The 23,366-nt window shown below is 53.9% G+C and carries 19 protein-coding genes, 5 tRNA genes and 1 other RNA gene; 15 read left to right on the forward strand and 10 right to left on the reverse strand.

Annotation, left to right across the window (positions count from 1 at the left end; all coding sequences use genetic code 11):
• The first annotated feature begins 30 nt into the window (after window positions 1–30).
• Together ACMYSO_RS07425 and ACMYSO_RS07430 are read left to right on the forward strand one after the other, a co-directional pair.
• Complete coding sequence (locus ACMYSO_RS07425) at window positions 31–1,710, forward strand: LytS/YhcK type 5TM receptor domain-containing protein (protein WP_434587185.1); 1,680 nt, start codon at window positions 31–33, stop codon at window positions 1,708–1,710.
• An 11-nt stretch (window positions 1,711–1,721) separates the two neighbouring features.
• Window positions 1,722–2,465, forward strand: coding sequence for a LytR/AlgR family response regulator transcription factor (locus ACMYSO_RS07430; RefSeq protein WP_434583630.1), 744 nt, complete (start codon window positions 1,722–1,724; stop codon window positions 2,463–2,465).
• Window positions 2,466–2,524: 59 nt separating this feature from the next.
• Here ACMYSO_RS07430 and glk read toward each other — a convergent pair whose 3' ends face one another.
• The gene (gene glk, locus ACMYSO_RS07435; protein WP_434669986.1) at window positions 2,525–3,490 is read right to left on the reverse strand and encodes a glucokinase; all 966 of its coding nucleotides are present in this window, start codon (window positions 3,488–3,490) and stop codon (window positions 2,525–2,527) included.
• A 264-nt stretch (window positions 3,491–3,754) separates the two neighbouring features.
• On the opposite strand from glk, the gene ACMYSO_RS07440 reads away from it, so the two are divergent.
• On the forward strand, window positions 3,755–4,990 hold the full coding sequence (locus ACMYSO_RS07440) for an ion channel protein (protein WP_434669987.1): 1,236 nt from the start codon (window positions 3,755–3,757) through the stop codon (window positions 4,988–4,990).
• Here the strand turns inward: ACMYSO_RS07440 and ACMYSO_RS07445 are convergent.
• Window positions 4,987–6,648, reverse strand: coding sequence for an alpha-keto acid decarboxylase family protein (locus tag ACMYSO_RS07445; protein ID WP_434670766.1), 1,662 nt, complete (start codon window positions 6,646–6,648; stop codon window positions 4,987–4,989). The genes ACMYSO_RS07440 and ACMYSO_RS07445 overlap by 4 nt on opposite strands.
• 176 nt (window positions 6,649–6,824) lie before the next feature.
• On the opposite strand from ACMYSO_RS07445, the gene mgrA reads away from it, so the two are divergent.
• Window positions 6,825–7,817, forward strand: coding sequence for an L-glyceraldehyde 3-phosphate reductase (gene mgrA, locus ACMYSO_RS07450; RefSeq protein ID WP_434669988.1), 993 nt, complete (start codon window positions 6,825–6,827; stop codon window positions 7,815–7,817).
• Between the two features lie 152 nt (window positions 7,818–7,969).
• Window positions 7,970–8,320: a DUF2502 domain-containing protein gene (locus ACMYSO_RS07455; RefSeq protein ID WP_434669989.1), complete on the forward strand. Its 351-nt coding sequence runs from the start codon at window positions 7,970–7,972 to the stop codon at window positions 8,318–8,320.
• A gap of 48 nt (window positions 8,321–8,368) precedes the next feature.
• Here the strand turns inward: ACMYSO_RS07455 and ACMYSO_RS07460 are convergent, their stop codons facing one another.
• Window positions 8,369–9,607 carry an Nramp family divalent metal transporter gene (locus ACMYSO_RS07460; protein ID WP_434669990.1) on the reverse strand — a complete coding sequence of 413 codons (1,239 nt, stop codon included), beginning with the start codon at window positions 9,605–9,607 and terminating at the stop codon, window positions 8,369–8,371.
• A 345-nt stretch (window positions 9,608–9,952) separates the two neighbouring features.
• Between ACMYSO_RS07460 and ACMYSO_RS07465 the strand changes: the two genes are divergently transcribed.
• On the forward strand, window positions 9,953–11,155 hold the full coding sequence (locus tag ACMYSO_RS07465; protein WP_434583624.1) for a NupC/NupG family nucleoside CNT transporter: 1,203 nt from the start codon (window positions 9,953–9,955) through the stop codon (window positions 11,153–11,155).
• Window positions 11,156–11,195: 40 nt separating this feature from the next.
• Here the strand turns inward: ACMYSO_RS07465 and ACMYSO_RS07470 are convergent, their stop codons facing one another.
• Together ACMYSO_RS07470 and ACMYSO_RS07475 are read right to left on the reverse strand one after the other, a co-directional pair.
• Window positions 11,196–13,376: an EAL domain-containing protein gene (locus ACMYSO_RS07470; protein ID WP_434669992.1), complete on the reverse strand. Its 2,181-nt coding sequence runs from the start codon at window positions 13,374–13,376 to the stop codon at window positions 11,196–11,198.
• A gap of 210 nt (window positions 13,377–13,586) precedes the next feature.
• Window positions 13,587–13,662 (reverse strand) — tRNA-Ala (locus tag ACMYSO_RS07475).
• 219 nt (window positions 13,663–13,881) lie between these two features.
• On the opposite strand from ACMYSO_RS07475, the gene ACMYSO_RS07480 reads away from it, so the two are divergent.
• A complete protein-coding gene (locus ACMYSO_RS07480; protein ID WP_434669994.1) occupies window positions 13,882–14,235 on the forward strand; it encodes a YfeC-like transcriptional regulator in 354 nt (117 codons plus the stop codon).
• Window positions 14,236–14,239: 4 nt separating this feature from the next.
• Window positions 14,240–14,632, forward strand: coding sequence for a YfeC-like transcriptional regulator (locus ACMYSO_RS07485; protein ID WP_434583621.1), 393 nt, complete (start codon window positions 14,240–14,242; stop codon window positions 14,630–14,632).
• Between the two features lie 54 nt (window positions 14,633–14,686).
• Here ACMYSO_RS07485 and gltX read toward each other — a convergent pair whose 3' ends face one another.
• Complete coding sequence (gltX, locus tag ACMYSO_RS07490; RefSeq protein WP_434669996.1) at window positions 14,687–16,099, reverse strand: glutamate--tRNA ligase; 1,413 nt, start codon at window positions 16,097–16,099, stop codon at window positions 14,687–14,689.
• A 258-nt stretch (window positions 16,100–16,357) separates the two neighbouring features.
• Between gltX and ACMYSO_RS07495 the strand changes: the two genes are divergently transcribed.
• The 5 genes from ACMYSO_RS07495 to ACMYSO_RS07515 all read left to right on the forward strand — a co-directional run bounded on the left by ACMYSO_RS07495 (window position 16,358) and on the right by ACMYSO_RS07515 (window position 16,910).
• Window positions 16,358–16,433: transfer RNA gene (locus tag ACMYSO_RS07495), tRNA-Val, on the forward strand.
• Between the two features lie 42 nt (window positions 16,434–16,475).
• Window positions 16,476–16,551, forward strand: a tRNA-Val gene (locus ACMYSO_RS07500).
• A 46-nt stretch (window positions 16,552–16,597) separates the two neighbouring features.
• A tRNA-Val gene (locus ACMYSO_RS07505) sits at window positions 16,598–16,673 on the forward strand.
• 4 nt (window positions 16,674–16,677) lie between these two features.
• Window positions 16,678–16,753, forward strand: a tRNA-Lys gene (locus ACMYSO_RS07510).
• 31 nt (window positions 16,754–16,784) lie between these two features.
• A non-coding RNA gene (locus tag ACMYSO_RS07515) (RtT sRNA) lies at window positions 16,785–16,910 on the forward strand.
• 32 nt (window positions 16,911–16,942) lie between these two features.
• Here ACMYSO_RS07515 and ACMYSO_RS07520 read toward each other — a convergent pair.
• Window positions 16,943–17,869, reverse strand: coding sequence for a LysR substrate-binding domain-containing protein (locus tag ACMYSO_RS07520; protein WP_434669997.1), 927 nt, complete (start codon window positions 17,867–17,869; stop codon window positions 16,943–16,945).
• An 89-nt stretch (window positions 17,870–17,958) separates the two neighbouring features.
• Between ACMYSO_RS07520 and ACMYSO_RS07525 the strand changes: the two genes are divergently transcribed.
• Window positions 17,959–18,957 carry a bile acid:sodium symporter family protein gene (locus ACMYSO_RS07525; RefSeq protein ID WP_434669999.1) on the forward strand — a complete coding sequence of 333 codons (999 nt, stop codon included), beginning with the start codon at window positions 17,959–17,961 and terminating at the stop codon, window positions 18,955–18,957.
• Here ACMYSO_RS07525 and ACMYSO_RS07530 read toward each other — a convergent pair.
• The 3 genes from ACMYSO_RS07530 to zipA all read right to left on the reverse strand — a co-directional run bounded on the left by ACMYSO_RS07530 (window position 18,954) and on the right by zipA (window position 22,278).
• Window positions 18,954–19,172, reverse strand: coding sequence for a DUF3820 family protein (locus tag ACMYSO_RS07530; protein WP_434670001.1), 219 nt, complete (start codon window positions 19,170–19,172; stop codon window positions 18,954–18,956). The two genes, ACMYSO_RS07525 and ACMYSO_RS07530, sit on opposite strands and share 4 nt — an antisense overlap.
• Window position 19,173: 1 nt before the next feature.
• Window positions 19,174–21,189: an NAD-dependent DNA ligase LigA gene (ligA, locus tag ACMYSO_RS07535; RefSeq protein WP_434670002.1), complete on the reverse strand. Its 2,016-nt coding sequence runs from the start codon at window positions 21,187–21,189 to the stop codon at window positions 19,174–19,176.
• 75 nt (window positions 21,190–21,264) lie between these two features.
• Complete coding sequence (gene zipA / locus ACMYSO_RS07540; protein WP_434670003.1) at window positions 21,265–22,278, reverse strand: cell division protein ZipA; 1,014 nt, start codon at window positions 22,276–22,278, stop codon at window positions 21,265–21,267.
• Window positions 22,279–22,508: 230 nt separating this feature from the next.
• On the opposite strand from zipA, the gene cysZ reads away from it, so the two are divergent.
• Window positions 22,509–23,270, forward strand: a complete 762-nt coding sequence (gene cysZ, locus ACMYSO_RS07545) for a sulfate transporter CysZ (protein ID WP_434670004.1) — start codon at window positions 22,509–22,511, stop codon at window positions 23,268–23,270.
• Window positions 23,271–23,366 lie beyond the last annotated feature (96 nt).

The raw sequence follows: 23,366 nt of genomic DNA on the forward strand, positions 1-23,366 counted from the left end.
TACGGCGCACTTATGCACGAAATATTCACTATGCTGCTGGCGGTATTTGACCGCGCGGCGCTGATGCTGATTTGTCTTTTTTTCCTGATTCGCCTGCGCCTGTTCCGCGAGCTGCTGCATAAATCGGCGCATACGCCGAAAGAGCTGCTGGCGGTTATCGCCATCTTTTCCCTGTTTGCGCTGTTCAGCACCTGGTCCGGGGTACCGGTAGAAGGCTCCCTCGTCAACGTGCGCATTATTGCCGTGATGTCTGGCGGTATTCTGTTTGGTCCCTGGGTCGGGGCCATCGTCGGCGTGATTGCGGGGGTTCACCGCTATCTTATCGATATCGACGGCGTCACCGCCGTGCCCTGCTTTATCACCAGTATTGTCGCCGGGCTGCTGTCAGGGTTGATTAGCCGTAAGGTCCCGAAGGCGCAGCGCTGGAAAGTTGGGATCCTCGCCGGCATGCTCTGTGAAACGCTAACCATGATCCTCGTAATACTGTGGGCGCCTTCGCTCTCGCTGGGGATCGATATTGTCTCCAAAATCGGGATCCCAATGATCCTTGGCAGCGTCTGCATCGGCTTTATCGTTCTGCTGGTGCAGAGCGTGGAGGGGGAAAAAGAAGCCAGCGCGGCGCGTCAGGCAAAACTGGCGCTGGATATCGCCAATAAAACACTACCGCTCTTTCGCCATGTGAACAGCGAATCGCTGCGTCAGGTCTGCGATATTATTCGCCGCGATATTAATGCCGATGCCGTCGCGATCACCACCACCGACCGGGTGCTGGCCTACGTCGGATTTGGTGAAAGCAACTATCACGACCATGACAATAGCATCAGCCCCACCACCCGCCAGGCCATCGAAAGTGGAAAAATCATCATTAAGAACAATGATGAAGCGCACCGAACCCCGGAAATCCACTCCATGCTGGTGATCCCCCTGCGGGAAAAAGGTATCGTGACCGGCACGCTGAAAATCTATTACTGCCATGCCCATCGCATCACCTCGTCACTGCAGGAGATGGCCATCGGGCTGTCACAAATCATCTCCACCCAGTTGGAGGTTTCGCGCGCAGAGCAACTGCGGGAAATGGCCAACAAAGCTGAACTTCGCGCCTTACAGAGCAAAATCAACCCCCATTTTCTGTTTAACGCTCTCAATGCGATTTCATCCTCCATCCGCATGAATCCGGACACCGCGCGCCAGCTCATTTTTAATTTGTCGCGCTATTTGCGCTATAACATTGAATTAAAAGACGACGAACAGATTGATATCAAAAGGGAGCTGTACCAAATCAAGGATTATATTGCCATCGAGCAGGCGCGCTTCGGCGATAAGCTGACCGTTATCTATGATATTGATGATGAAGTCAGCTGTGTGATCCCAAGCCTGCTGATTCAACCCCTGGTAGAAAATGCTATCGTCCACGGGATCCAGCCGTGCAAAGGGAAAGGTGTGGTCACTATTGGCATCACCGAGTGCGGCAACCGGGTGCGTATTAGCGTTCGCGATACCGGTAATGGCATCGATCCGGAGGTGGTTGCCCGAGTGGAAGCCGATGAAATGCCGGGCAATAAGATTGGCCTGCTTAACGTGCATCATCGCGTAAAATTGCTGTATGGCGAAGGATTGCATATCCGCCGCATGACCCCCGGAACGGAGATTGCGTTCTATGTGCCCAACAAGCTCGTCTCTGAGCCGACTCCGGTGTCCCTGTTGCCATGAGCGGAGAAAAAATGAAAGTTATCATTGTTGAAGATGAATTTCCGGCGCAGCAGGAGCTTACCTGGCTGATTAACACCCATAGCCAGATGGAGATTGTCGCCACCTTTGATGACGGGCTGGATGTCCTGAAATTTCTGCAGCACAACAAGGTCGATGCGATTTTCCTCGACATCAATATTCCCTCGCTGGACGGCGTTCTGCTGGCGCAGAACATCAGTCAGTTCGCGCATAAACCGTTTATTGTGTTTATCACCGCCTGGAAAGAGCATGCGGTGGAGGCCTTTGAACTGGAAGCGTTCGACTATATTCTCAAGCCGTACCAGGAGTCGCGGATTATCAACATGCTGCAGAAGCTGACCAGCGCCTGGCAGCAACAGCAGCAAACGGCCAGCGGTGCCGGTACTGCGCCCAATCCGCAGCGTGAAAATGACACCATCAATCTGATCAAAGACGAACGAATTATCGTGACCAGCATCCACGATATTTATTACGCCGAAGCGCATGAAAAAATGACGTTTGTCTACACCCGGCGGGAATCGTTCGTGATGCCGATGAACATTACGGAATTCTGCAGCAAGTTGCCGCCAGCGCACTTCTTCCGCTGCCACCGCTCCTACTGCGTTAACCTGAATAAAATTCGTGAGATTGAGCCGTGGTTCAACAATACCTACATTCTGCGCTTACGCGATCTGGAATTTCAGGTGCCGGTCAGCCGCAGCAAGGTCAAAGAATTTCGCCAACTGATGCATCTGTAGTGAGCAGCGTATAGCCCGCCCGGGCGTTATCTTGCCGGAACGGGCTATCTGAGGCAGGGTTAGAGAATCTGCCCCAGCGTCTGACGCAGATGCGCCCCGGAACCCAGCAGGCCGGGATTATCGTGGACGATCAGGTAGACGGGAATATCCTGAACAAAGGATTTAAAACGCCCTTTATCTTCAAAACCACCGCGGAAGCCGGAAGCCTTAAAGAACTCAAGGAAACGAGGCACAATGCCGCCGGCAATGTACACCCCACCAAAGGTCGCCAGATTCAGCGCCAGGTTACCACCGAAACGCCCCATAATGACGCAGAACAGCGACAGCGCACGACGGCAATCAATACAGGTGTCGGCCAGCGCGCGTTCGGTGACATCTTTCGGCTGGAGATTTTCTGGCAGGCGGCCATCCGCTTTCACGATTGCCCGATACAGATAGACCAGCCCCGGACCAGACAACACGCGCTCGGCAGAAACATGCCCCAGTTCCGCGCGCAACTCCTGCAGAATAATGCCCTCTTCTTCGCTGTTTGGCGCGAAATCAACGTGCCCGCCTTCGCCCGGCAGGCTCACCCAGCGCTTGTCGACGTGGACCAGATGGGCAACGCCAAGGCCAGTGCCGGCACCGTAGACCGCAATGGGTTTGCCTTCGACCGGTGCGGTTCCGCCAAACTGAATCAGGTGTTCAGCTTTGAGCATCGGGATAGCCATTGAGACCGCGGTAAAATCGTTGATGATTTCCAGGTGCGAAAAGCCGAGATTTTCTCTCATTTCGGCGATAGAGAACGCCCAGGTATGGTTGGTCATCGCCACCCAGTCACCGGTGATCGGACAGGCAATCGCAATGCAGCCATCCTCAACAGCAACGCCCTTCTCGTCCAGATAGACGCGCACCACAGCCTCAAGACTGGGATAATCGAGCCCGGAATAGGTTTTTGCCTGGGAAATTTCCCCACTGGCCATGTCGCATAATGCCAGTCGGGCATTGGTCCCGCCGACGTCTCCTACTAAAGCAAATTTTGTCATTCCGTTACGGCTCCACTAAAGTCAAAATGATTCTTTTGGCACACTGTAAATTCATGATGCCTTAACAACAACGACCAACGTATAAGTGCCCACAGTTTAGCGACCTGTATCACATTTAGGTTGTAATCTGTGCAAAATGACTCCGTTCATCTTCGGGGATCGTCAGGCACCATCGTAAGTTTCTCGTTTCAGCACCATTTGCATCGACGCTCTCTGAAGCGCAAGTGCAAAATCGTAATTTACGACTTTAAAAGGAAATGCTTCATGCTGCATCCGCGTGCAAGAACAATGCTGTTGTTAGCGATACCGGCCGTCATTATTGGTATCGCTTCCAGCCTGGTATTGATTGTGACGATGAAGATTGCGGCCATCTTGCAGCATTTCCTGTGGTCCAGCGTGCCGTCGGGTTTAGGCATCGACGCCAGCGGCCCGTTGTGGATCATCGCGATTCTGACGCTGACGGGTATCGCCGTCGGTCTGATCGTGCGTTTTAGCCCCGGACATGCCGGGCCGGACCCGGCCACTGAAGCGTTAATCGGCGAGCCCATTCATACCGCGGCGCTGCCGGGCCTGGTGGCGGCATTAGTGCTCGGCCTCGCCGGTGGCGTCAGCCTCGGGCCAGAACATCCGATTATGGTGATGAATATTGCGCTGGCGGTGGCGGTGGGCTCCCGTCTGTTCCCCCGCGTCAGTTCGCTAGACTGGACCATTCTTGCCGCCTCCGGCACTATCGGCGCCCTGTTTGGCACGCCGGTGGCCGCCGCGCTGATCTTTTCGCAAACCCTCAATAGCAGCAACGACGTGCCGCTGTGGGACCGGCTGTTCGCTCCTCTGCTTGCGGCAGCAGCTGGTGCCCTGACCACCGATATGTTCTTCCACCCGAGTTTCTCGTTGCCGATCCCCGTATATTCGCAAATGCATCTGGTCGATATCTTCAGCGGCGCGATTGTGACCCTTATCGCCATCGCCGTCGGCATGGTGGCCGTTTGGTGTTTACCGCGATTGCACGCGCTGATGAATAGCCTGAAAAACCCGGTGTTAGTCCTGGGCCTCGGCGGCTTGTTGCTAGGGATCCTTGGCGCCCTGGGTGGCCATATCACGCTGTTCAAAGGGCTGGATGAAATGCAGCAAATCGCCGTGAGCCAGACGCTGACATCAGGCGACTTTTTGCTGATTGCACTAGTGAAACTGGCGGCCCTGGTGATTGCGGCCGCCAGTGGTTTTCGCGGTGGGCGCATTTTCCCTGCGGTGTTCGTCGGCGTGGCGCTGGGCTTAATGCTGCACGCTCACGTTGATGCGGTGCCGGCAGCGATTACCGTCTCCTGCGCCATCCTTGGCATGACGCTGGTGGTGACCCGCGATGGCTGGCTGAGTCTTTTTATGGCCGCAGTAGTGGTGCCCGACACCACGCTGTTACCGCTGCTGTGTATCGTGATGCTCCCGGCCTGGCTACTGCTGGCCGGGAAGCCGTTGATGATCGCCAGGCACCGGAACGACTAAACGCGGCTGTTTCGCTCCTCCAGCGCCTGGGTGACCGCCCTCAGGAAATCAGGGATGTCCATTTTCGGCAGCATGACTTCCACCAGCGTCAGCTTATCTGAGCCAACGCTGTCGCTTATCGCGTCCTCCAGAGCTTGCGTATCCGTCACGCGCCAGCACCGGGAAGGAACATCAGGAGCAAAAGCCTCTGGCAGACGGTTCCAGTCCCACAGCGCGATATCGTTATAACGCTGCTCCGGCCCATGTATCGCGCGCTCAACGGTGTAGCCTTCGTTATTGAGCAGCAGAATCAGCGGGTTTTGTTTATCCCGCAACATGGAGCCCAGCTCCTGAATGGTCAGCTGCGCCGCCCCGTCGCCCACAATCAACACCACTCGCCTGCCCGGCGCCGCGGTCTGCGCGCCGTAGGCGGCAGGTAGGGTAAATCCAATGGAGCCCCATAGCGGTTGGACCAGCAAGGTGGCATCAGAGGGAAGTTTCAGCGCCGCAACGCCAAACGCCGCGGTTCCCTGATCCGCCAGAATAATATCGCCCGGGCGCAGCTGTTCCTGGACGGTACTCCAGAAATTCTCCTGGGTGAGAGACCCACTCGCTGCGCAGGCTACTTCCGGCGCATGACAGGTCGGCATCGACCATTCTGCGGCCAGGCTGGAGGATAAGGTCATCAACACCCCAAGCGCCTGATCCATAGGGATACGACTGAACCAGTGGTCCCCGACTCTGACGGCGAAAGGCTGGATCTCGATCGTCCGCTCCTGCGGTAAATGCTGGGTGAATCCGGCGGTGATGGTATCGGTAAAGCGGGTCCCGACACAGATGATAGTATCGGCATTTTCAATGGCTTCACGCGTGGATACCGCGCTGGCAATCCCGCTGTAGGTACCCACAAAACCGCGCTGTTGTTCATCAAACAACCCTTTACCCATCAGCATGGTGGCGCACGCCATCGGCGTTTTCGCCACCCACGCTCTCAGCGTATCCTGCAGTCCATAACGCTGAGCAAGAAAATCAGCCAGCAGCGATACCCGGCGACTGCTGCGCAGCATCTGTCCGGCGTGTTCACGGAAGCCTGCTAACTGGTTTTCATCGGCAGGGGGCCCTTCTATTGTCAAACGACGAGCCGGCGGCGTGGCTTTTGCTTTGGCCACGTCGGCCGGCAGCATTAAATAACCGGGGCGATGGTGCGTTAGCATCTCGCTCAGCACGCGATCGATTTCATGGCAGGCGTTCTCTGCCGTCAGGGTGGCCTGGGTACAGGTGATCTGCTCGCTCATGCGGGCAAAGTGCGTAAAATCGCCGTCGCCCAGGGTATGGTGCAGAAGCTCCCCCCGCTGCTGTGAGCCGGTACAGGGTGCCCCGACAATATGCAGAACCGGAACATGCTCGGCATAGCTGCCGGCTACGCCGTTAAGCGCGCTCAGCTCGCCGACGCCATAGGTTGTCAGCAACGCGCCAGCCCCTTTAATACGTGCATATCCATCGGCGGCATAGGCGGCGTTCAGCTCATTCGCACAACCAACCCATCCCAACGCAGCATGGGCAATAACGCGGTCGAGGAACTGTAAATTGTAATCTCCGGGTACGCCAAACAAGCGGTCTATGCCGCAATCTACGAGACGATCCAGCAGATAATCACCAATGGTGTAAGTCGGTTGCATTTCCATACTCCAATCCCGTTGCAGGTAATTTGAGTATTGAATAAGCGATCGAACTGTCCAGATTGTGATCAATATTCACAGTGGAAAGCAAAATTTACGCCAGTGGGGAGTGTACTCTGCGCAGAACATTCTTTAGTGTAAACGTATACACTACCTGTTCTGTCTACGGAGGAAGTATGGTTTACCAGGCAAATTCGGCGCGATACCAGACGATGGAATACCGCCGCTGTGGCCGCAGCGGCTTAAAGCTGCCGGCAATTTCACTCGGTCTGTGGCATAACTTTGGTGACGAAACGCGGGTGGAAACCAGCCGCCAACTGCTTCGCCATGCTTTTGATCTCGGCATCACCCATTTCGATTTAGCCAATAATTACGGGCCGCCTCCGGGTTCGGCGGAGAGCAATTTTGGCCGTATCCTGCGGGAAGATTTCTTGCCCTACCGCGATGAGCTGATTATCTCCAGCAAAGCCGGCTACACCATGTGGGACGGGCCTTATGGCGACTGGGGCTCGCGTAAATATCTGGTGTCCAGCCTCGATCAAAGCCTGAAGCGAATGGGGCTGGAGTACGTCGATATCTTCTATCATCACCGCCCGGATCCGGAAACGCCGCTGCAGGAAACCATGCGCGCGCTGGACCATCTTGTCCGTCAGGGTAAAGCGCTGTATGTCGGGCTCTCCAACTATCCCCTTGAGCAGGCCGCTGAAGCGGTGAATATTCTCAACGACCTAGGCACGCCGTGCCTGATTCATCAGCCGAAATATTCGATGCTTGAGCGCTGGGTTGAGGACGGACTGCTTGATTTTCTGCAGACGGCAGGGGTAGGAAGCATAGCGTTTTCACCGCTGGCAGGAGGTCAACTGACGGATCGCTATTTACACGGTATACCGGCCGATTCTCGCGCCGCCAGCGGCAGTCGCTTCCTGCAAGCGGATCAGCTGACCGACGCGAAGCTGGAGAAAGTACGCCAGCTGGACGCGCTTGCTCAGGCCCGTGGACAAAAGCTCTCGCAGATGGCGCTTGCCTGGGTATTGCGGGAAGAAAAAGTGACTTCGGTACTGATTGGCGCCAGCAAAACCGCACAGCTTGATGATGCTGTCGGCATGCTGGGCAACCGGCTTTTTAGCGCGGAAGAGTGCGCGAAAATTGACGCGATCCTGGCGGCGTAAAGCAAATTTTCCTTTAGCAAAAAGTGCTCTTATCCGTGATTTAGGAGTTCCTCCAATGCTACGGCGCTTTACCGCCCCGTAATATCACGTTAACAGGCCCAATGAGAGCCTATTTATCAGGCTCTCAGGCCCCGATCGTGAAGGAGAAGAGTATGTTCAGGTCACTGATTCTGGCAGCAGTGCTTTTGGCTTCAACGCCACTGGTTGCCAACGCCGGAGAAATCACCCTGCTGCCATCTGTAAAATTACAAATAGGCGATCGTGATAATTACGGTAACTACTGGGACGGCGGCGGTTGGCGAGACCGCGATTACTGGCGTCGTAATTATGAATGGCGTGATAATCGCTGGCGCCACCATGACAACGGGCGCCATCGCGGCTGGGATAAACGCAATGCTTACGAGCGTGGTTATCGCGAAGGCTGGAACGATCGTCGCGACCGTCACGACGGTTGGGGACGAGGTCCAGGCGGTGGCCGCGGACACGATCATGGCCATCATTAAACATCTCGGGGAGCCACAAGGCTCCCCGAATTATTTCCATCAGTGCAATTACAATCCAAGTACCGTTCCCACCAGTAACCAGCCGTTCAGTAATACCACGACGGCGACAATCACCCAGCCCAGTCGTTTAATCCACTGCGTATTCACCAGCTCGCCCATTAACTGCGCATTGCTGGTAAAAATCAGCAGCGGAACCAGCGCCAGCGCGATACCAAAACTGAGCAGCACCTGGCTCATCACCAGAATGCGGGTCGGGTCCAGCCCGATCATAATCACAATAAAGGATGGCAGCATGGTGACTAAACGGCGGAACCACAGCGGAATATGAAAACGAATAAACCCCTGCATCACCACCTGCCCTGCCAGCGTGCCCACCACGGTCGATGACAGACCGGCAGCCACCAGGCTCAGGCCAAATATGGTCGCCGCCGCATGACTTAACAGCGGCTCCAGCGTCAGGTAGGCCTCATCAAGATTGGCAATGCCCGTATGACCATTAAAGTGAAAAGCCGCCGCCGCCGTGGCCATCATCGCCAGATTAACAAACCCGGCAATGGTCATGGCAATCGCCACGTCCCAGCGAGTGGCGTGATAACGCTCTTTGCGTGTGCCTTCGTGCAGATTCTGGGTTAACGAGGAGTGCAGATAGATAACGTGCGGCATTATCGTTGCGCCCAGCACACCGGCCGCCAGGAAAACCGCTTCGTTATTGGGCAGGCCTGGAACAATCATCCCCTTCGCCAGCGGCGCCAGCGCCGGTCGTGAGAAGATCAGTTCAACAATATAGGCGACGGCAACAAACAGCAGTAATCCGCCGATGACTTTCTCCAGCGGCTTTTGCCCGCGACGCTGAAGCATCAGGATCAGGAAGGTGGCAATTCCGGTGAGGACAGCCCCCTGCAACAGCGATATACCGAGTATCAGCTTGAAGCCAATCGCCGCCCCGATAAATTCAGCCAAATCGGTAGCCATGGCGATGATTTCCGCCTGCACCCAATAAAACCACACCACCGGACGCGGGTAGTGATCGCGGATTTGCTCCGCCAGATTTTTACCGGTCGCAATGCCAAGCTTTGCCGACAGCACCTGAATCAGCATTGCCATCAAATTAGCCCACACCACGACCCACAGCAGCTGATAACCAAAACTGGCCCCGGCCTGGATATTGGTGGCAAAGTTGCCGGGATCGATATAACCAATGGCAGCAATGAACGCAGGCCCCATCAATGCGAGCTTCATCTTGCGCGCTGCGCGACCGCTGCTATTCTCAACGCGAGTGCCTGTCATTTTCTGCCTCTGAAATATAGCCTTTGCTATGTTTCATGCTATCAAAATGCGAATGCTTATCAAGTTCATTTGGAAAGATAGTCATTATTGCTTTGATAGGGGGGAACGATAGCGGCTAACAACGAAAAACGGGTATGGATGGAATTGCACCTCGCCAGATCACAGAGTAGTACAATCTAAGCAACTTTTAAAACCTTTACGCAACATAACAAAAATGTATGTTTGATCACTATTTCAATCACTGGTCACAGTTCCTTGCAATAGTGTGGATTTGATCTCGTTTTCTTTGTCCTTGTTACATAGAATGTGCAAAGAAATTTAACCTGCCTCATATTTGGAGCAAATATGGACCGCGTCTTGCATTTTATTCTCGCGATCGTAGTGGTGGCTATACTGGCCCTTTTGGTCAGTCATAACCGTAAGCAAATTCGCATTCGTTATATTATTCAATTACTTGTTATTGAAGTCTTGCTGGCATGGTTCTTCCTGAACTCCGATGTTGGTCTGGGTTTCGTGAAAGGCTTCTCCGAGATGTTCGAAAAGCTGCTCGGCTTTGCCAACGAAGGGACCAACTTCGTCTTCGGTAACATGAACGACAAAGGCCTGGCCTTCTTCTTCCTGAAAGTACTGTGCCCTATCGTCTTTATCTCCGCGCTGATCGGTATTCTGCAGCACATCCGTATCCTGCCGATCGTCATTCGCGCGATTGGTACCGTGCTGTCTAAAGTTAACGGCATGGGCAAGCTGGAATCCTTCAACGCCGTCAGCTCGCTGATTCTGGGACAGTCGGAAAACTTTATCGCCTATAAAGATATCCTGGGCAAAATGTCACGCAACCGCATGTACACCATGGCCGCGACCGCAATGTCGACCGTTTCCATGTCTATCGTCGGCGCGTACATGACCATGCTGCAGCCAAAATATGTGGTTGCTGCACTGGTGCTCAACATGTTCAGTACCTTTATCGTGCTGTCGCTGATTAACCCTTATCGCGTGGAAGAAAGTGAAGAAAACCTGCAGATGTCCAACCTGCACGAAGGTCAGAGCTTCTTTGAAATGCTGGGTGAATATATTCTGGCAGGCTTTAAAGTAGCGATTATCGTTGCTGCCATGCTGATCGGTTTTATCGCCCTGATTTCCGCGCTGAACGCCCTGTTCGCTACCGTTACCGGTTGGTTCGGCTACAGCATCTCCTTCCAGGGGATTCTGGGCTACATCTTCTATCCAGTTGCCTGGGTGATGGGTGTTCCGGCGGGTGAAGCGCTCCAGGTGGGCAGTATCATGGCGACCAAGCTGGTTTCGAATGAGTTCGTCGCGATGATGGATCTGCAGAAAATTGCCAGCACGCTCTCTCCGCGCGCTGAAGGCATTATCTCTATCTTCCTGGTCTCCTTCGCTAACTTCTCTTCTATCGGGATTATTGCCGGGGCGATTAAAGGCCTGAACGAAGAGCAGGGTAACGTCGTTTCCCGCTTTGGTCTGAAGCTGGTGTACGGTTCCACGCTGGTGAGCGTGCTCTCTGCTTCTATCGCGGCGCTGGTTCTGTAATCTCAACCAATGCCGAAAAGCCGGGCTCGTCCCGGCTTTTTTACGCCCGTAGTTCGCTAAGCGGACGTGGCTTACCGATTAAATATCCCTGTAAATAGTCGACGCCTAACGCCAGCAGCGTCTCTTTCTGCTGTTCTGTCTCAACAAACTCAGCAACCACCGACAGGTTTTTGACTTTCGCTACATCAATGATGGATTTAATCATGATGGCATCCAGCGGGTCGCGCCCGAGATCGCGTACAAAGCAGCCATCAATCTTGACGATATCCGCCTGCAGCCGCTTTAACCGTTCAAAGTTCGCATAGCCGGTGCCAAAGTCATCAATGGCGATGGCACAGCCAAAGTCCCGTAGCTGTTGAATGTTATACATGCTTTCCCCTGCATCGCTGAACGCCTGCTCTTCGGTGATCTCAATGGTGATGGCCTCCGGCGACAGCTGATAACGTTTAAACAGGGCGATAATCTGCGCTGCGCTATTGTTTTGCATCAGCGTGTAAGGCAATAAATTGACGGAGAAGTGCTGCCCTGGATGCTGGTGTAAGGTACTGAAGAGCGTCTCCAGCACCAGCATGTCAAAACGCTGGCTCAGGTTGAACTGAACAATCAGGGGAATGAACTGGTCCGGTGTAATCGTCGTGCTACCGCATTGCATGCGCGTCAGAATTTCGTAGTACCCTTCCCCGGCCGCATTCTGGATAGGCTGAGCATACAGTAGCAGATCGCGTTCATTGAGCGCGCGCTTCACCAGAGTAAGCATCCGCACCTGTTCGCTGGTCTGGTCAGATACATGCTCTTGCGCCGCATCCAGCGCCAGCACCTGATGACCGGTCCCGGCCTGCTCTGACAGCCAGCTCAGTTGACCCAGCATCGGGTGAAGCTCTTCTTCTACGCCACGGTATTGCCCCCAGGCGGCGCCAAACTCTAATTCCAGCGTCTGGTTGTGCCAGCTGTATTTCTTGTGATTGAGCATGGCGACAATGTGTCCCAACCGGGCCGCGGGTTCTGGCCCGCTTAATACCAGCAATAGCTCACTTCCGGGTAGCTGAAACAGGCCGTCTTTCCCCCCGAGTAACGGCTGTATCTTACTGGCAATTTGCCGTTTGCAATGCACCCGCATCATCATACCGTAATGGCGGCTGAGGAAATCCAGATTCGCGATCCGCAGGCTGCTGATGATGAAGTCACCCTCCTGGCGCAAATAGCACTCCAGCGCACGCAGATTGGGCAACCCGGTTAACGGGTCTTCTTGCGCCTGGTCGCGCCATCTGATCTTGATTCTTTCATTCTGCCCATAAATATCAACCATATAAAACAGACAGATGGTGAAGGAGATCAGCACGGACAGCACGAACGACATTGAATACTCAGTCTGTACGCCCTGGAGAAAATTGCGGTTATAGACCACCAACAAAAAGGCCGACACAGACCACGAAATGCGAATTAATACATTTCCAAGACGCCGAATGCCAATAAAATAAAGAATGAAGATCAGCGGCACTAAATAACCGGCAATATAATCAGAATTATAAGGTGCACAGAGCACCAGCAATATTGCCGCCAGCGCCATAAACCAATACAGCGTAAAGGCCCGACGTTTCCGGGTCATCCACGGTTGGCAATGTCGACGCCAGAATACTTTGGCATAATGTGGATTGATAACCATCCGCATTGGATAATAGAAAAACGTCGTAAATATTAACGCTGCACCAATCAAACTTTGGATATCAATTATGGTGTAAATTGCCGGCATCCCTTTGAAATAACTGGATATGCTTAGTGGAAAAGAAAAATAGACGCCCACCAGATACATCGTTAATTTCATCAGTATCGGGGAAAAAAAGCCCCCCCAGAAGATCCGCATCCCCATCAGCCTGGCAGAGAAGCCAGCACGCCAGCGCGAGCCCACCAGCGCCCGGACAATCAGGCACGACACCAGTACTGAAAACAGCTGACAGAATAATATGAGCACCGCCTGCAACGGCGTCACCGAAAGAATAAAATGATTGGTAATGGCAAAGGCAATAATTAATGGGGCGACAGCATAGCGGCCGAAAATAAATATCACAGCATACATCATGCTTAATGGCAGCCAGGCGAGGAATACTTCATTTCCGTCAACAAGGGCTACAGGTGAAATAAATCGGGCTAATGGAATAGAGATCAAACAAACAATGAGCGCGAGTAAAGTTTTTCTAATATTAATGTTAAATTTAGCTATCATTATTGTTAATCAAAACTCCAGCGCACGGGAACATTATTTCATCAAGAGAAATATTAAAATGAATAATTATACCAGGCAAGTAATTTACCCGAGGAAGAATCTTAAATTACACTTTATTCTAAAGGTTGTGAAATTCTGACTTAACCTGAAACAGGCTTACAGTGGATGGCGAAAACAAAAAACCCCCGCCGTAGCGAGGGTTTCGAATTTTGGTGGAGCTAAGCGGGATCGAACCGCTGACCTCTTGCATGCCATGCAAGCGCTCTCCCAGCTGAGCTATAGCCCCTAACCGTAAAACGTGTCGTGTTGACGGGCGGCATAATATGAATTCCTTCATCTGGTGTCAACGGCAAAATGTCCCCTCGTCATTTGATCGCTGAAAAAGCAGGCAACTCGCTGACATTGCGAACCTTATCGCAGGTAGACGTTAAACATGTCACCCTTTCATGTAAAAGGATGCTATAACATGGACAACTAATTCCCACATATTTACTCAGGAAATAGTATGCTCAAGGAACGAATGACACCTGAAGAAATCGCCCACCTTACTGGCTTCAGTCGGCAGACAATCAATAAATGGGTACGTAAAGAGGGGTGGCAAACCTCCCCCCGGCCTGGAGTACAAGGCGGAAAGGCACGTCTCGTGCACGTAAATGAGCAAGTAAAAGCATTTATACGCAGCGCCCAACGCGTGGTAGAGCCAGCCCCTTCTTATTCTACAGTCGAAAGTGACCTTGAACCTTTGCTCCTGACGCTCAGTAAAGAAATGACCCCAGGTGAACAAAAACAGCTGATGTCATTACTTTTGCGTGAAGGCATCACCGGGCTACTCCAGCGTCTGGATATTCGTGACCAGTAACATCATGATGAAACTAAAAGATAAAATGACCCCAGCAGAGCTGGCGGATTGTCTTGGCCTTGCCAGACAGACGATTAATCGTTGGGTCAGAGAACAACACTGGCGCACGGAGGCTATTCCCGGAGTGAAAGGTGGCCGCGCGCGTCTTATCGTGATTGATAAGCCGGTCCTCGATTTTCTGGCCAACATACCCGCACTGCGGCATTTGCTTACCGACTATCAGTTGGCAGAACCCTCCAGTCATTATGTCGTAAGCGAAACCGATGCCATCTGGCGGCAGATCACCGAAACGCTACATCTGATGACGACCAAAGAACAGCAGCACCTACGGGATCTACTTGCCCGCGAAGGGATCAGCGGCTTTTTGTCACGACTGGGCATTGTCAGCCAGAAATAAGCAAAAAAAAACGGCAGGAGATAACCCGCCGTTTTATTAAGCCCGCAATCAGAATTACTGGCTTTCGCGTTCTGTAATAAATGCCAGCGCTCTGTTAATACGTTCTACGCTACGGATTTTACCGATCGCATGAACCGTCACATCAAGAGCCGGTGACTGGCCAGCGCCCGTTACCGCTACACGCAGCGGCATCCCGACTTTACCCATCCCCACTTCCAGCTCATCTGCCGTCGCCTGAATGGCGTGGTGGACGTTTTCTGCCGTCCAGTCGCTGAGAGCGGAAAGTTTATCACGCACCACTTCCAGCGGCTGACGCGCAACCGGGCGCAGGTGTTTCTTCGCGGCGTCAGCATCAAACTCGTCAAACTCTTCATAGAAGTAACGGCAGCTTGCCGCCATCTCTTTCAGCGTTTTGCAACGTTCACCCAGCAGAGTAACCAGCTCAGACAGCTGCGGACCGTTGCGGGTATCGATATTTGCCTGCTCAATGTGCCACTGCAGGTAGGTCGCCACATATTCCGGCGCCATCGAGTTGATGTAGTGATGGTTCAGCCACAGCAGTTTGTCGGTGTTGAACGCGCTGGCAGATTTGCTTACCGCACCCAGCGAGAACAGCTTGATCATCTCTTCACGGCTGAAGATCTCCTGATCGCCGCTGGACCAGCCCAGACGCACGAGGTAGTTCAGCAGCGCTTCCGGCAGATAGCCATCATCGCGATACTGCATGACGCTGACTGCACCATGGCGCTTGGAGAGTTTTTTACCATCATCGCCATTAATCATCGAAACGTGGGCATACACCGGGACAGGTGCATTCAGCGCTTTCAGGATGTTGATCTGACGCGGGGTGTTGTTGATATGGTCTTCGCCACGGATCACGTGGGTGATCTCCATATCCCAGTCATCCACCACCACGCAGAAGTTGTAGGTCGGGGAACCATCAGTACGACGAATGATCAGATCGTCCAGTTCCTGGTTGCTAAACTCGATTGGCCCACGGATCTGGTCATCAAAAATGACCGAACCGTCCTGCGGGTTAGCAAAACGCACCACGCACGGCTCGTTATCAGCATGATGTTCGTGACCGTGGCGGCAGCGTCCGTCATAACGCGGCTTTTCGCCCTTCTCCATCTGCTCTTCACGCAGCGCATCCAGACGCTCTTTGGAGCAGTAGCATTTATACGCTGTTCCCGCTTCCAGCATCTCATCAATAACGCTGTTGTAGCGGTCAAAACGTTTTGTCTGGAAGTACGGACCTTCGTCCCACTCCAGGTTCAGCCAGTTCATCCCATCCATGATGGCTTCAATTGCTTCCGGCGTTGAGCGCTCAAGATCGGTGTCTTCAATACGCAGTACAAACTCACCGCCGTTATGACGAGCAAAAAGCCAGGAATAGAGAGCAGTACGCGCGCCGCCAACGTGCAGATAGCCTGTCGGGCTGGGCGCGAAGCGAGTTTTGATTTTCATGAATTGGCCTTACGTTTATAAAGATGCCGACAACCGGCAGAGTCCGTGGGTATTTATGGGTGATTATTCTAACACTGTGGGCTGATTCCTCAATGTTGTTCAGGTCTGAACGTCACGCTTTGCTATTTTTGTTTATAAATCATGCGCCACAGCCGCTTTAACGATCGCATTGGCTAATTTTACGACGAACAAACAAATTATTTAGAAAAGGCGTTGACTCATTTTCAACTCTCCCTATAATGCGACTCCACACAGCGGGGGTGATTAGCTCAGCTGGGAGAGCACCTCCCTTACAAGGAGGGGGTCGGCGGTTCGAACCCGTCATCACCCACCACTACTTAGGTAGTCTCCGCCGTGTAACAAGAAATTGAGAAGTGGGTGATTAGCTCAGCTGGGAGAGCACCTCCCTTACAAGGAGGGGGTCGGCGGTTCGATCCCGTCATCACCCACCACTTTCTCGCCAGCTGGATTTCTTGTTAAAATTTGAAGTACCGAAGTGGGTGATTAGCTCAGCTGGGAGAGCACCTCCCTTACAAGGAGGGGGTCGGCGGTTCGATCCCGTCATCACCCACCACTTCGGGTCGTTAGCTCAGTTGGTAGAGCAGTTGACTTTTAATCAATTGGTCGCAGGTTCGAATCCTGCACGACCCACCAATGTAGAAAGGCGCCCTAAAGGCGCCTTTTTGCTATGCGTCATTCGTGTAGGATGAGAACCTGCAGCAGGTTCGAGTCGAACGAAGTGAGACAACGGCGCCGCTTGCGGCGACGGCCCGAAGGGCGAGCGAAGCGAGTCATCCTGCACGACCCATCACCTCCTGAAACAATCCCGTCGACTTAACCGACTTATCGTTGATACAGCGGATCCTGCATACGAGCTGACGTCAGATTTTGCCCCTCTTCACGCACCACTTCCCACAGCGCCTGCGCGGCAGTCGACAACGACCGGTTCTTACGCTGCGCCAGCATCAGCTGTCGTTCCACAATCGGCGTCAATCGCTTCACCACTAACTGACTGCCTTGCGGAAGCGGCAATGCCAGCGCGGGCAGAATACTGATGCCAATCCCAGACTCCACCATCGGAAACAGAGTCGCAGGATGACCAATTTCCTGCACAATGGTCGCCTCGATCGAAAAATGCTGTAACGCCGCATCAATCAGCGGACGACTGCCGGAAGCATAATCCTGTAATACCAGGCGCTGCCCCTGAAGATCCTGCCAGCTCACCGAGGCCCTGGAAGCAAAAGGATGATCCTGGCGACAGAGCAGTAAAAAAGGTTCGGCCAGCACCGTTTCGCACTGCAAATCGGTTGCAGAGCCGGGATCGATAACGATGCCGAAATCTACGTCGCCCTGGCGAATACTCTCCAGAACCCATTGCTGAGGGCGATCGTGGAGGACAAAACTTATCTCCGGGTAACGCTGATTGCTGTGTGCGATACATTGCGGGATCAGGTGTGCTGAAATCGTCTGGCTGGCGGCAACGCGGACGGTTCCCGAAAGCTGTTGCCCTACCCGCCCGGCATCACGCAGCGTACTGTTTAGCTCATCCAGAAGACGTTCAAGGCGACCGGCCAGCTGCTGCCCGGCTTCCGTCAGCGCCACCTCCCGGGTGGTACGGTCAAGCAACCGCACGCCGGTCTGGTGTTCCAGCTCTTTTACGCTATGGCTGACCGCAGACTGGCTGAGGCCGATAATCTCCCCTGCCCGGCTGAAACTCTTTACCCGCGCAACGGTAACGAAGACCTTTAACTGACGTAGTGAGTAATTCATCTCTTTTATTCATGAATAGATGCAATAAATCAATTTTATTTCTCAAAATAGAAAAAGCACAATAGCGATATCGATTTTCAGGAGCGTTTATGAAACTTTTCCGCATTCTTGATCCATTTACCCTTACCCTCGTGACCGTAGTGCTGCTGGCCTCTTTTTTCCCGGCCCGCGGCAACTTTGTCCCCTTCTTTGAGTATCTGACCACCGCCGCCATCGCGCTGCTGTTTTTCATGCATGGTGCCAAACTCTCCCGCGAGGCAATCGTCGCCGGGGGAAGCCACTGGCGTTTACACCTGTGGGTCATGTGCAGCACCTTTGTGGTCTTCCCGGTTTTAGGGGTACTGTTCGCCTGGTGGGCACCCATTAACGTCGACCCGGCGCTGTATACCGGCTTTATTTATCTGTGCATCCTGCCCGCCACCGTCCAGTCGGCGATTGCCTTTACCTCACTGGCTGGTGGTAACGTCGCGGCGGCCGTCTGTTCGGCATCGGCGTCAAGCCTGCTGGGGATCTTTGTTTCGCCGTTGCTGGTCGGGTTGCTGATGAACCTGCACGGTGCGGGAGGGAGCGTAGAGCAGGTCGGGAAAATTATGCTGCAGCTGCTGCTGCCGTTTGTGCTTGGTCACCTGTCTCGTCCGTGGATTGGCGATTGGGTGGCGCGGCATAAAAAGTGGATCTCAAAAACTGACCAGACCTCGATTCTGCTGGTGGTCTACTCGGCGTTTAGCGAAGCGGTGGTTAACGGGATCTGGCATAAAGTGGGAGTTGGTTCGCTGCTGTTCATCGTCGTCGTCAGCCTGGTACTGCTGGCTATCGTCATTGCGGTCAACATTTTCGTCGCCCGCCGCTGCGGCTTTAACAAGGCCGATGAAATCACGATTGTTTTCTGCGGCTCGAAAAAGAGTCTGGCAAACGGCATTCCGATGGCCAATATTCTCTTCCCGACGTCAATTCTGGGGATTATGGTGCTGCCGCTGATGATTTTCCATCAGATTCAGCTGATGGTTTGCGCCGTGATGGCACGACGCTATAAACGGCAGGCAGAAGCCTTGCAGGCGCAGGAGAAAGCCCGCGCCTCTGAAGCTTAACGCGGCTGCTTTAAGGGCTGAACCAACTGGGTCAGCCCTTCGGTTTTAATCAACAAGGTTAACACCATCAGCTCGCCAAGATGCCCGGCAGGAAACTGATCCTTGCGGGCAAACCACAGCAAATACTCTTCCGGCACGTCAATCAGGCGACGACCTTTATATTTGCCAAACGGCATTTCCGTATTGGCAATCTCGACGAGCTGCGCTTTATCCATGTTAATCTCCCAGCAGACGCAACATTTCGGCTTCGTCGATCACCTCAATGCCGAGCTCCTGCGCTTTAGCCAGCTTAGAACCCGCCGCTTCACCGGCGATCACCAGATCGGTTTTTTTCGATACGCTGCCGGCCACTTTCGCCCCCAAGGCAACCAACCGTGCCTTCGCGTCGTCGCGCGACAGCTGGCTCAGGCTGCCGGTCAGCACCACCGTTTTACCGGCGAACGGACTGTCGATTTCCTCGGCATTGACCACCACCGGCGCAGGCCAGGTGACGCCTTCGGCCCGCAGCTGGGCAATCACATCGCGATTGCTCTCTTCTGCGAAGAAGTTGAAGACGTGCGTGGCGACGACGATCCCGACATCCTGAACTTTTTGCAGCTCTTCAATAGAAGCCTGCTCCAGCGCTTCGATAGTGCCAAAGTAGGCCGCCAGCCCCGCCGCCGTGGCTTCGCCTACTTCACGAATGCCCAGCGCATACAGGAAGCGCGCAAAGGTGGTCTGTTTGGATTTTTCCAGCGCATTCACCACGTTTTGCGCGGATTTCGGCCCCATTCGGTCCAGGCCCGTAAGCTTACCGGCGCTCAAACGGAACAGATCGGCCGGCGTGTGGACATACTCTTTTTCCACCAACTGGTCGATGATTTTGTCCCCCATCCCTTCCACATCTAATGCACGACGTGAGACGAAATGTTTTAAGGCTTCTTTTCGCTGCGCACCGCAGATTAACCCGCCGGTACAGCGCGTTACCGCTTCTCCTTCCACGCGTTCAACGTCGGAGTTACAGACCGGGCAATGGGTCGGAAATTCGATTTCTCGCGTATCGTCCGGGCGTTCAGACAGCACAACGTTCACCACCTGCGGGATCACGTCGCCTGCACGACGAATCACCACTTTATCGCCAATGCGCAGACCCAGACGGGCAATTTCATCGGCGTTATGCAAGGTGGCATTGCTCACCAGAACGCCAGCCACATGCACCGGCTCCAGCCGTGCTACCGGCGTAATCGCTCCGGTGCGCCCGACCTGGAACTCCACGTCACGCACGAAGGTCATCTGTTCTTGCGCCGGGAACTTAAAAGCAACGGCCCAGCGCGGCGCCCGGGCAACGAATCCCAGCTGCTCCTGTAACGCCAGGGAGTCCACTTTGATCACCACGCCATCGATATCAAAGCCTAAATGCGGGCGGTCCTGCTCGACCTTGCGATAGTAAGTAAGTACTTCCTCTGGGGTGTGACACAGTTTCACCCGGTCGCTTACCGGCAATCCCCACGCCTTAAACTGCTGCAGACGGCCGGAATGGCTATCCGGTAGTACCCCGCCCTCCAGCACGCCCACGCCGTAGCAGAAGAAAGTAAGTGGTCGCTTCGCCGTAATGCGCGGATCAAGCTGACGCAGAGAACCTGCCGCCGCATTACGCGGGTTGGCAAACACTTTTCCGCCAGTACGGCGGGCTTCGTCATTAATTTTTTCAAAGCCGGCCTGCGGCAAGAACACTTCACCGCGCACTTCCAGGCGCGCCGGAATGTTGTCGCCGCGCAGCTTCAGCGGGATGGCGCGAATCGTTCTGACGTTGGAGGTAATATCCTCGCCGGTGGTCCCGTCGCCGCGCGTCGCGGCCTGAATCAATACGCCGTTTTCATACAGAATACTGACCGCTAACCCGTCCAGCTTCAGCTCGCAGCAATAAACCAGATCATCACTGCTCTTCAGACGGTCCTGAACGCGCTTGTTGAAGGCCAGGAAGCTCTCTTCATCAAAGACGTTATCCAACGACAGCATCGGTACGTCATGGCGAATCTGGCTGAATGAGGCCAGCGGAGTCGCCCCGACGCGTTGGGTTGGTGAATCAGAGGTAATCAGTTCCGGATGGTTGGCTTCCAGCTCACGCAGTTCGCGCATCAACCGGTCATATTCCGCATCGGGAATCTCCGGGGTATCCATAACATGGTACAGATATTCATGATGGCGAAGCGTGGCTCGCAGTTCAGTCAGTTTTTGTTCGATCGGTTCCATATCGCACCATCAATGATAAAAAACCCCCGGCAGGCGGGGGTTCTGGATTGGAAGACGAAACGCCGGGAGGAAAAATCAGGCGTTAGCCTCTTTCACTTCGCGAATACGGTCTTGATATTCGCGCAGCTTTTGCGGAGTCATCATCCGACGCTGATCGTCCAGCACGACACCACCGACTTCGTCAGCAATGTACTGTGCGGATTGCAGCATCAGTTTAAAGTTTTGCAGTTCATCACCAAACGATGGCACCTGCATAAAGATGGTCACGCCAGGCGTGGTCATGTCCGCCATGCCATCCGGATTGAATGTACCCGGTTTAACCATATTTGCCAGGCTGAACAGCACCTGACCGCTACCGTCCGGGCTAAGGTGGCGATGGAAAATATTCATATCACCAAATTTAAAGCCCGCCTGCTGGATGCTGTTGATCAGCACTTCGCCGTTAATCTGCGTACCCTGATGCGCAGAGACGTTCATCACGATGACCGTTTCTTTGCGCTCTTTCGGCTGAGGCGCAGGTTCAGCGGCCTGAGGTTCAGGCGCTGGCTGAGGCTGCGCGGCGACCGGTTGTGGCGGCGCCACAGGCTGCGTTGGCTGAACGGGCGTCGGCTGATGCGGCGGCGTGTTCTGCTGCGCCGCAGGCTGCTGAGGCGGTGGCTGATATTGCGGTGGTACAGGCTGCTGTACGGCAGGCTGTGGTTGCTGCGTCACCTGAGGTTGCGGAACCTGATGTTGAACAGGCTGCTGGCGTACCGGCTCTTCCTGGCGCACAGGCTGCTGAACCTGACGCTCATAAGGAGGCTGATATTGGTGCTGCGGCGGCGCCTGACGAGGAGCTTCTTGCTCACCGTGCACGCCATTATGGGCGTGATTAACCCGGTGAACGCGAACTTCACCCACGCCTTCAACATCGTCATCAACGTCATCGCTCTCAGACTCTTCGTCATCGCGAGACTTCATGCGTTTCAGTGGGCGATCGCGAAACATCGAGGAACGTTCTTTACGGCTGGTCCAGAAACCGTGTACCAGTAAAGCGAGTATGGCGATCGCGCCAACAATGATTAATATCAGACGCAAATCCTGCATCATTATATTCTCTGTTGTTCTAACACCTTGCCACCACGGCAAACATTTACTTACTAAGAGTATTTGTCGATTACGTCGAGTGCAAGTGCGTCTGCCGCTTTCACTACATAAAGATGAACTAAATCGTGCTTTTTGCTGTTTTTTCGAACATTTCCTAACTGGTTATTGTCTGGCAACCCGATAAAATAAGCGGGCATTCAGTCTGAATGTCAAAACAGGAGCATTGCCTGACCATGGTTTCAACATCCGCATCTACCCCGCGTAGTGGCGTCTACTATTTTTCACAGGGCTGGAAACTGATCGGTCTGCCCGGCATTCGTCGTTTCGTCTTTCTGCCTTTATTAGTCAATATTATCCTGATGGGCGGCGCTTTCTGGTGGCTGTTTACACGCCTCGATAGCTGGATCCCTTCCTTGATGGGTCATGTGCCCGATTGGTTACAGTGGCTAAACTACCTGCTGTGGCCTATCGTGGTTATCTCGATCCTGCTGGTGTTCGGTTACTTTTTCTCAACGATTGCAAACTGGATTGCCGCCCCGTTTAGCGGGCTGCTCGCCGAACAGCTGGAAGCCTGCCTGACCGGCGCGACTCCGCCAGACGTCGGCGTTTTCGGCATAATGAAAGACGTGCCGCGCATTATGAAGCGTGAATGGCAGAAGCTTTCCTGGTACCTGCCACGGGCGATCGTATTGCTGATCCTCTATTTCATCCCGGGCATTGGCCAGACCGTGGCCCCGGTACTGTGGTTCCTGTTTAGCGCGTGGATGCTGGCCATCCAGTACTGCGACTATCCGTTCGATAACCATAAAGTGCCCTTTAAAACCATGCGCGAGGCGCTGCGTACCCGTAAGGTGACGAACATGCAGTTTGGCGCCCTGACCAGCTTGTTTACGATGATCCCCGTACTGAACCTGGTGATTCTGCCGGTCGCTATTTGCGGGGCAACGGCCATGTGGGTCGACTGCTATCGTGATAAACACGCGATGTGGAAATAACCCCTTCTCCCTGTCAACAACTGCTTCAGGCCAATCGCACGATGGCCTGAAGCAGAACGGCTATATACCGGGCCTTATTCCTTCTGACTCATCATT

Origin of the sequence: Klebsiella sp. B345, assembly GCF_051131735.1 — a bacterium.
In the GTDB taxonomy this organism is placed as follows: Bacteria; Pseudomonadota; Gammaproteobacteria; order Enterobacterales; family Enterobacteriaceae; genus Klebsiella.

Coding starts and splice junctions, on each gene's coding strand:
- ACMYSO_RS07425 (WP_434587185.1), top strand. CDS start 31: ATGCTGCTGGCGGTATTTGACCGCGCGGCGCTGATGCTGATTTGTCTT.
- ACMYSO_RS07430 (WP_434583630.1), top strand. CDS start 1,722: ATGAAAGTTATCATTGTTGAAGATGAATTTCCGGCGCAGCAGGAGCTT.
- glk (WP_434669986.1), bottom strand. CDS start 3,490: ATGACAAAATTTGCTTTAGTAGGAGACGTCGGCGGGACCAATGCCCGA.
- ACMYSO_RS07440 (WP_434669987.1), top strand. CDS start 3,755: ATGCTGCATCCGCGTGCAAGAACAATGCTGTTGTTAGCGATACCGGCC.
- ACMYSO_RS07445 (WP_434670766.1), bottom strand. CDS start 6,648: ATGCAACCGACTTACACCATTGGTGATTATCTGCTGGATCGTCTCGTA.
- mgrA (WP_434669988.1), top strand. CDS start 6,825: ATGGTTTACCAGGCAAATTCGGCGCGATACCAGACGATGGAATACCGC.
- ACMYSO_RS07455 (WP_434669989.1), top strand. CDS start 7,970: ATGTTCAGGTCACTGATTCTGGCAGCAGTGCTTTTGGCTTCAACGCCA.
- ACMYSO_RS07460 (WP_434669990.1), bottom strand. CDS start 9,607: ATGACAGGCACTCGCGTTGAGAATAGCAGCGGTCGCGCAGCGCGCAAG.
- ACMYSO_RS07465 (WP_434583624.1), top strand. CDS start 9,953: ATGGACCGCGTCTTGCATTTTATTCTCGCGATCGTAGTGGTGGCTATA.
- ACMYSO_RS07470 (WP_434669992.1), bottom strand. CDS start 13,376: ATGATAGCTAAATTTAACATTAATATTAGAAAAACTTTACTCGCGCTC.
- ACMYSO_RS07480 (WP_434669994.1), top strand. CDS start 13,882: ATGCTCAAGGAACGAATGACACCTGAAGAAATCGCCCACCTTACTGGC.
- ACMYSO_RS07485 (WP_434583621.1), top strand. CDS start 14,240: ATGATGAAACTAAAAGATAAAATGACCCCAGCAGAGCTGGCGGATTGT.
- gltX (WP_434669996.1), bottom strand. CDS start 16,099: ATGAAAATCAAAACTCGCTTCGCGCCCAGCCCGACAGGCTATCTGCAC.
- ACMYSO_RS07520 (WP_434669997.1), bottom strand. CDS start 17,869: ATGAATTACTCACTACGTCAGTTAAAGGTCTTCGTTACCGTTGCGCGG.
- ACMYSO_RS07525 (WP_434669999.1), top strand. CDS start 17,959: ATGAAACTTTTCCGCATTCTTGATCCATTTACCCTTACCCTCGTGACC.
- ACMYSO_RS07530 (WP_434670001.1), bottom strand. CDS start 19,172: ATGGATAAAGCGCAGCTCGTCGAGATTGCCAATACGGAAATGCCGTTT.
- ligA (WP_434670002.1), bottom strand. CDS start 21,189: ATGGAACCGATCGAACAAAAACTGACTGAACTGCGAGCCACGCTTCGC.
- zipA (WP_434670003.1), bottom strand. CDS start 22,278: ATGATGCAGGATTTGCGTCTGATATTAATCATTGTTGGCGCGATCGCC.
- cysZ (WP_434670004.1), top strand. CDS start 22,509: ATGGTTTCAACATCCGCATCTACCCCGCGTAGTGGCGTCTACTATTTT.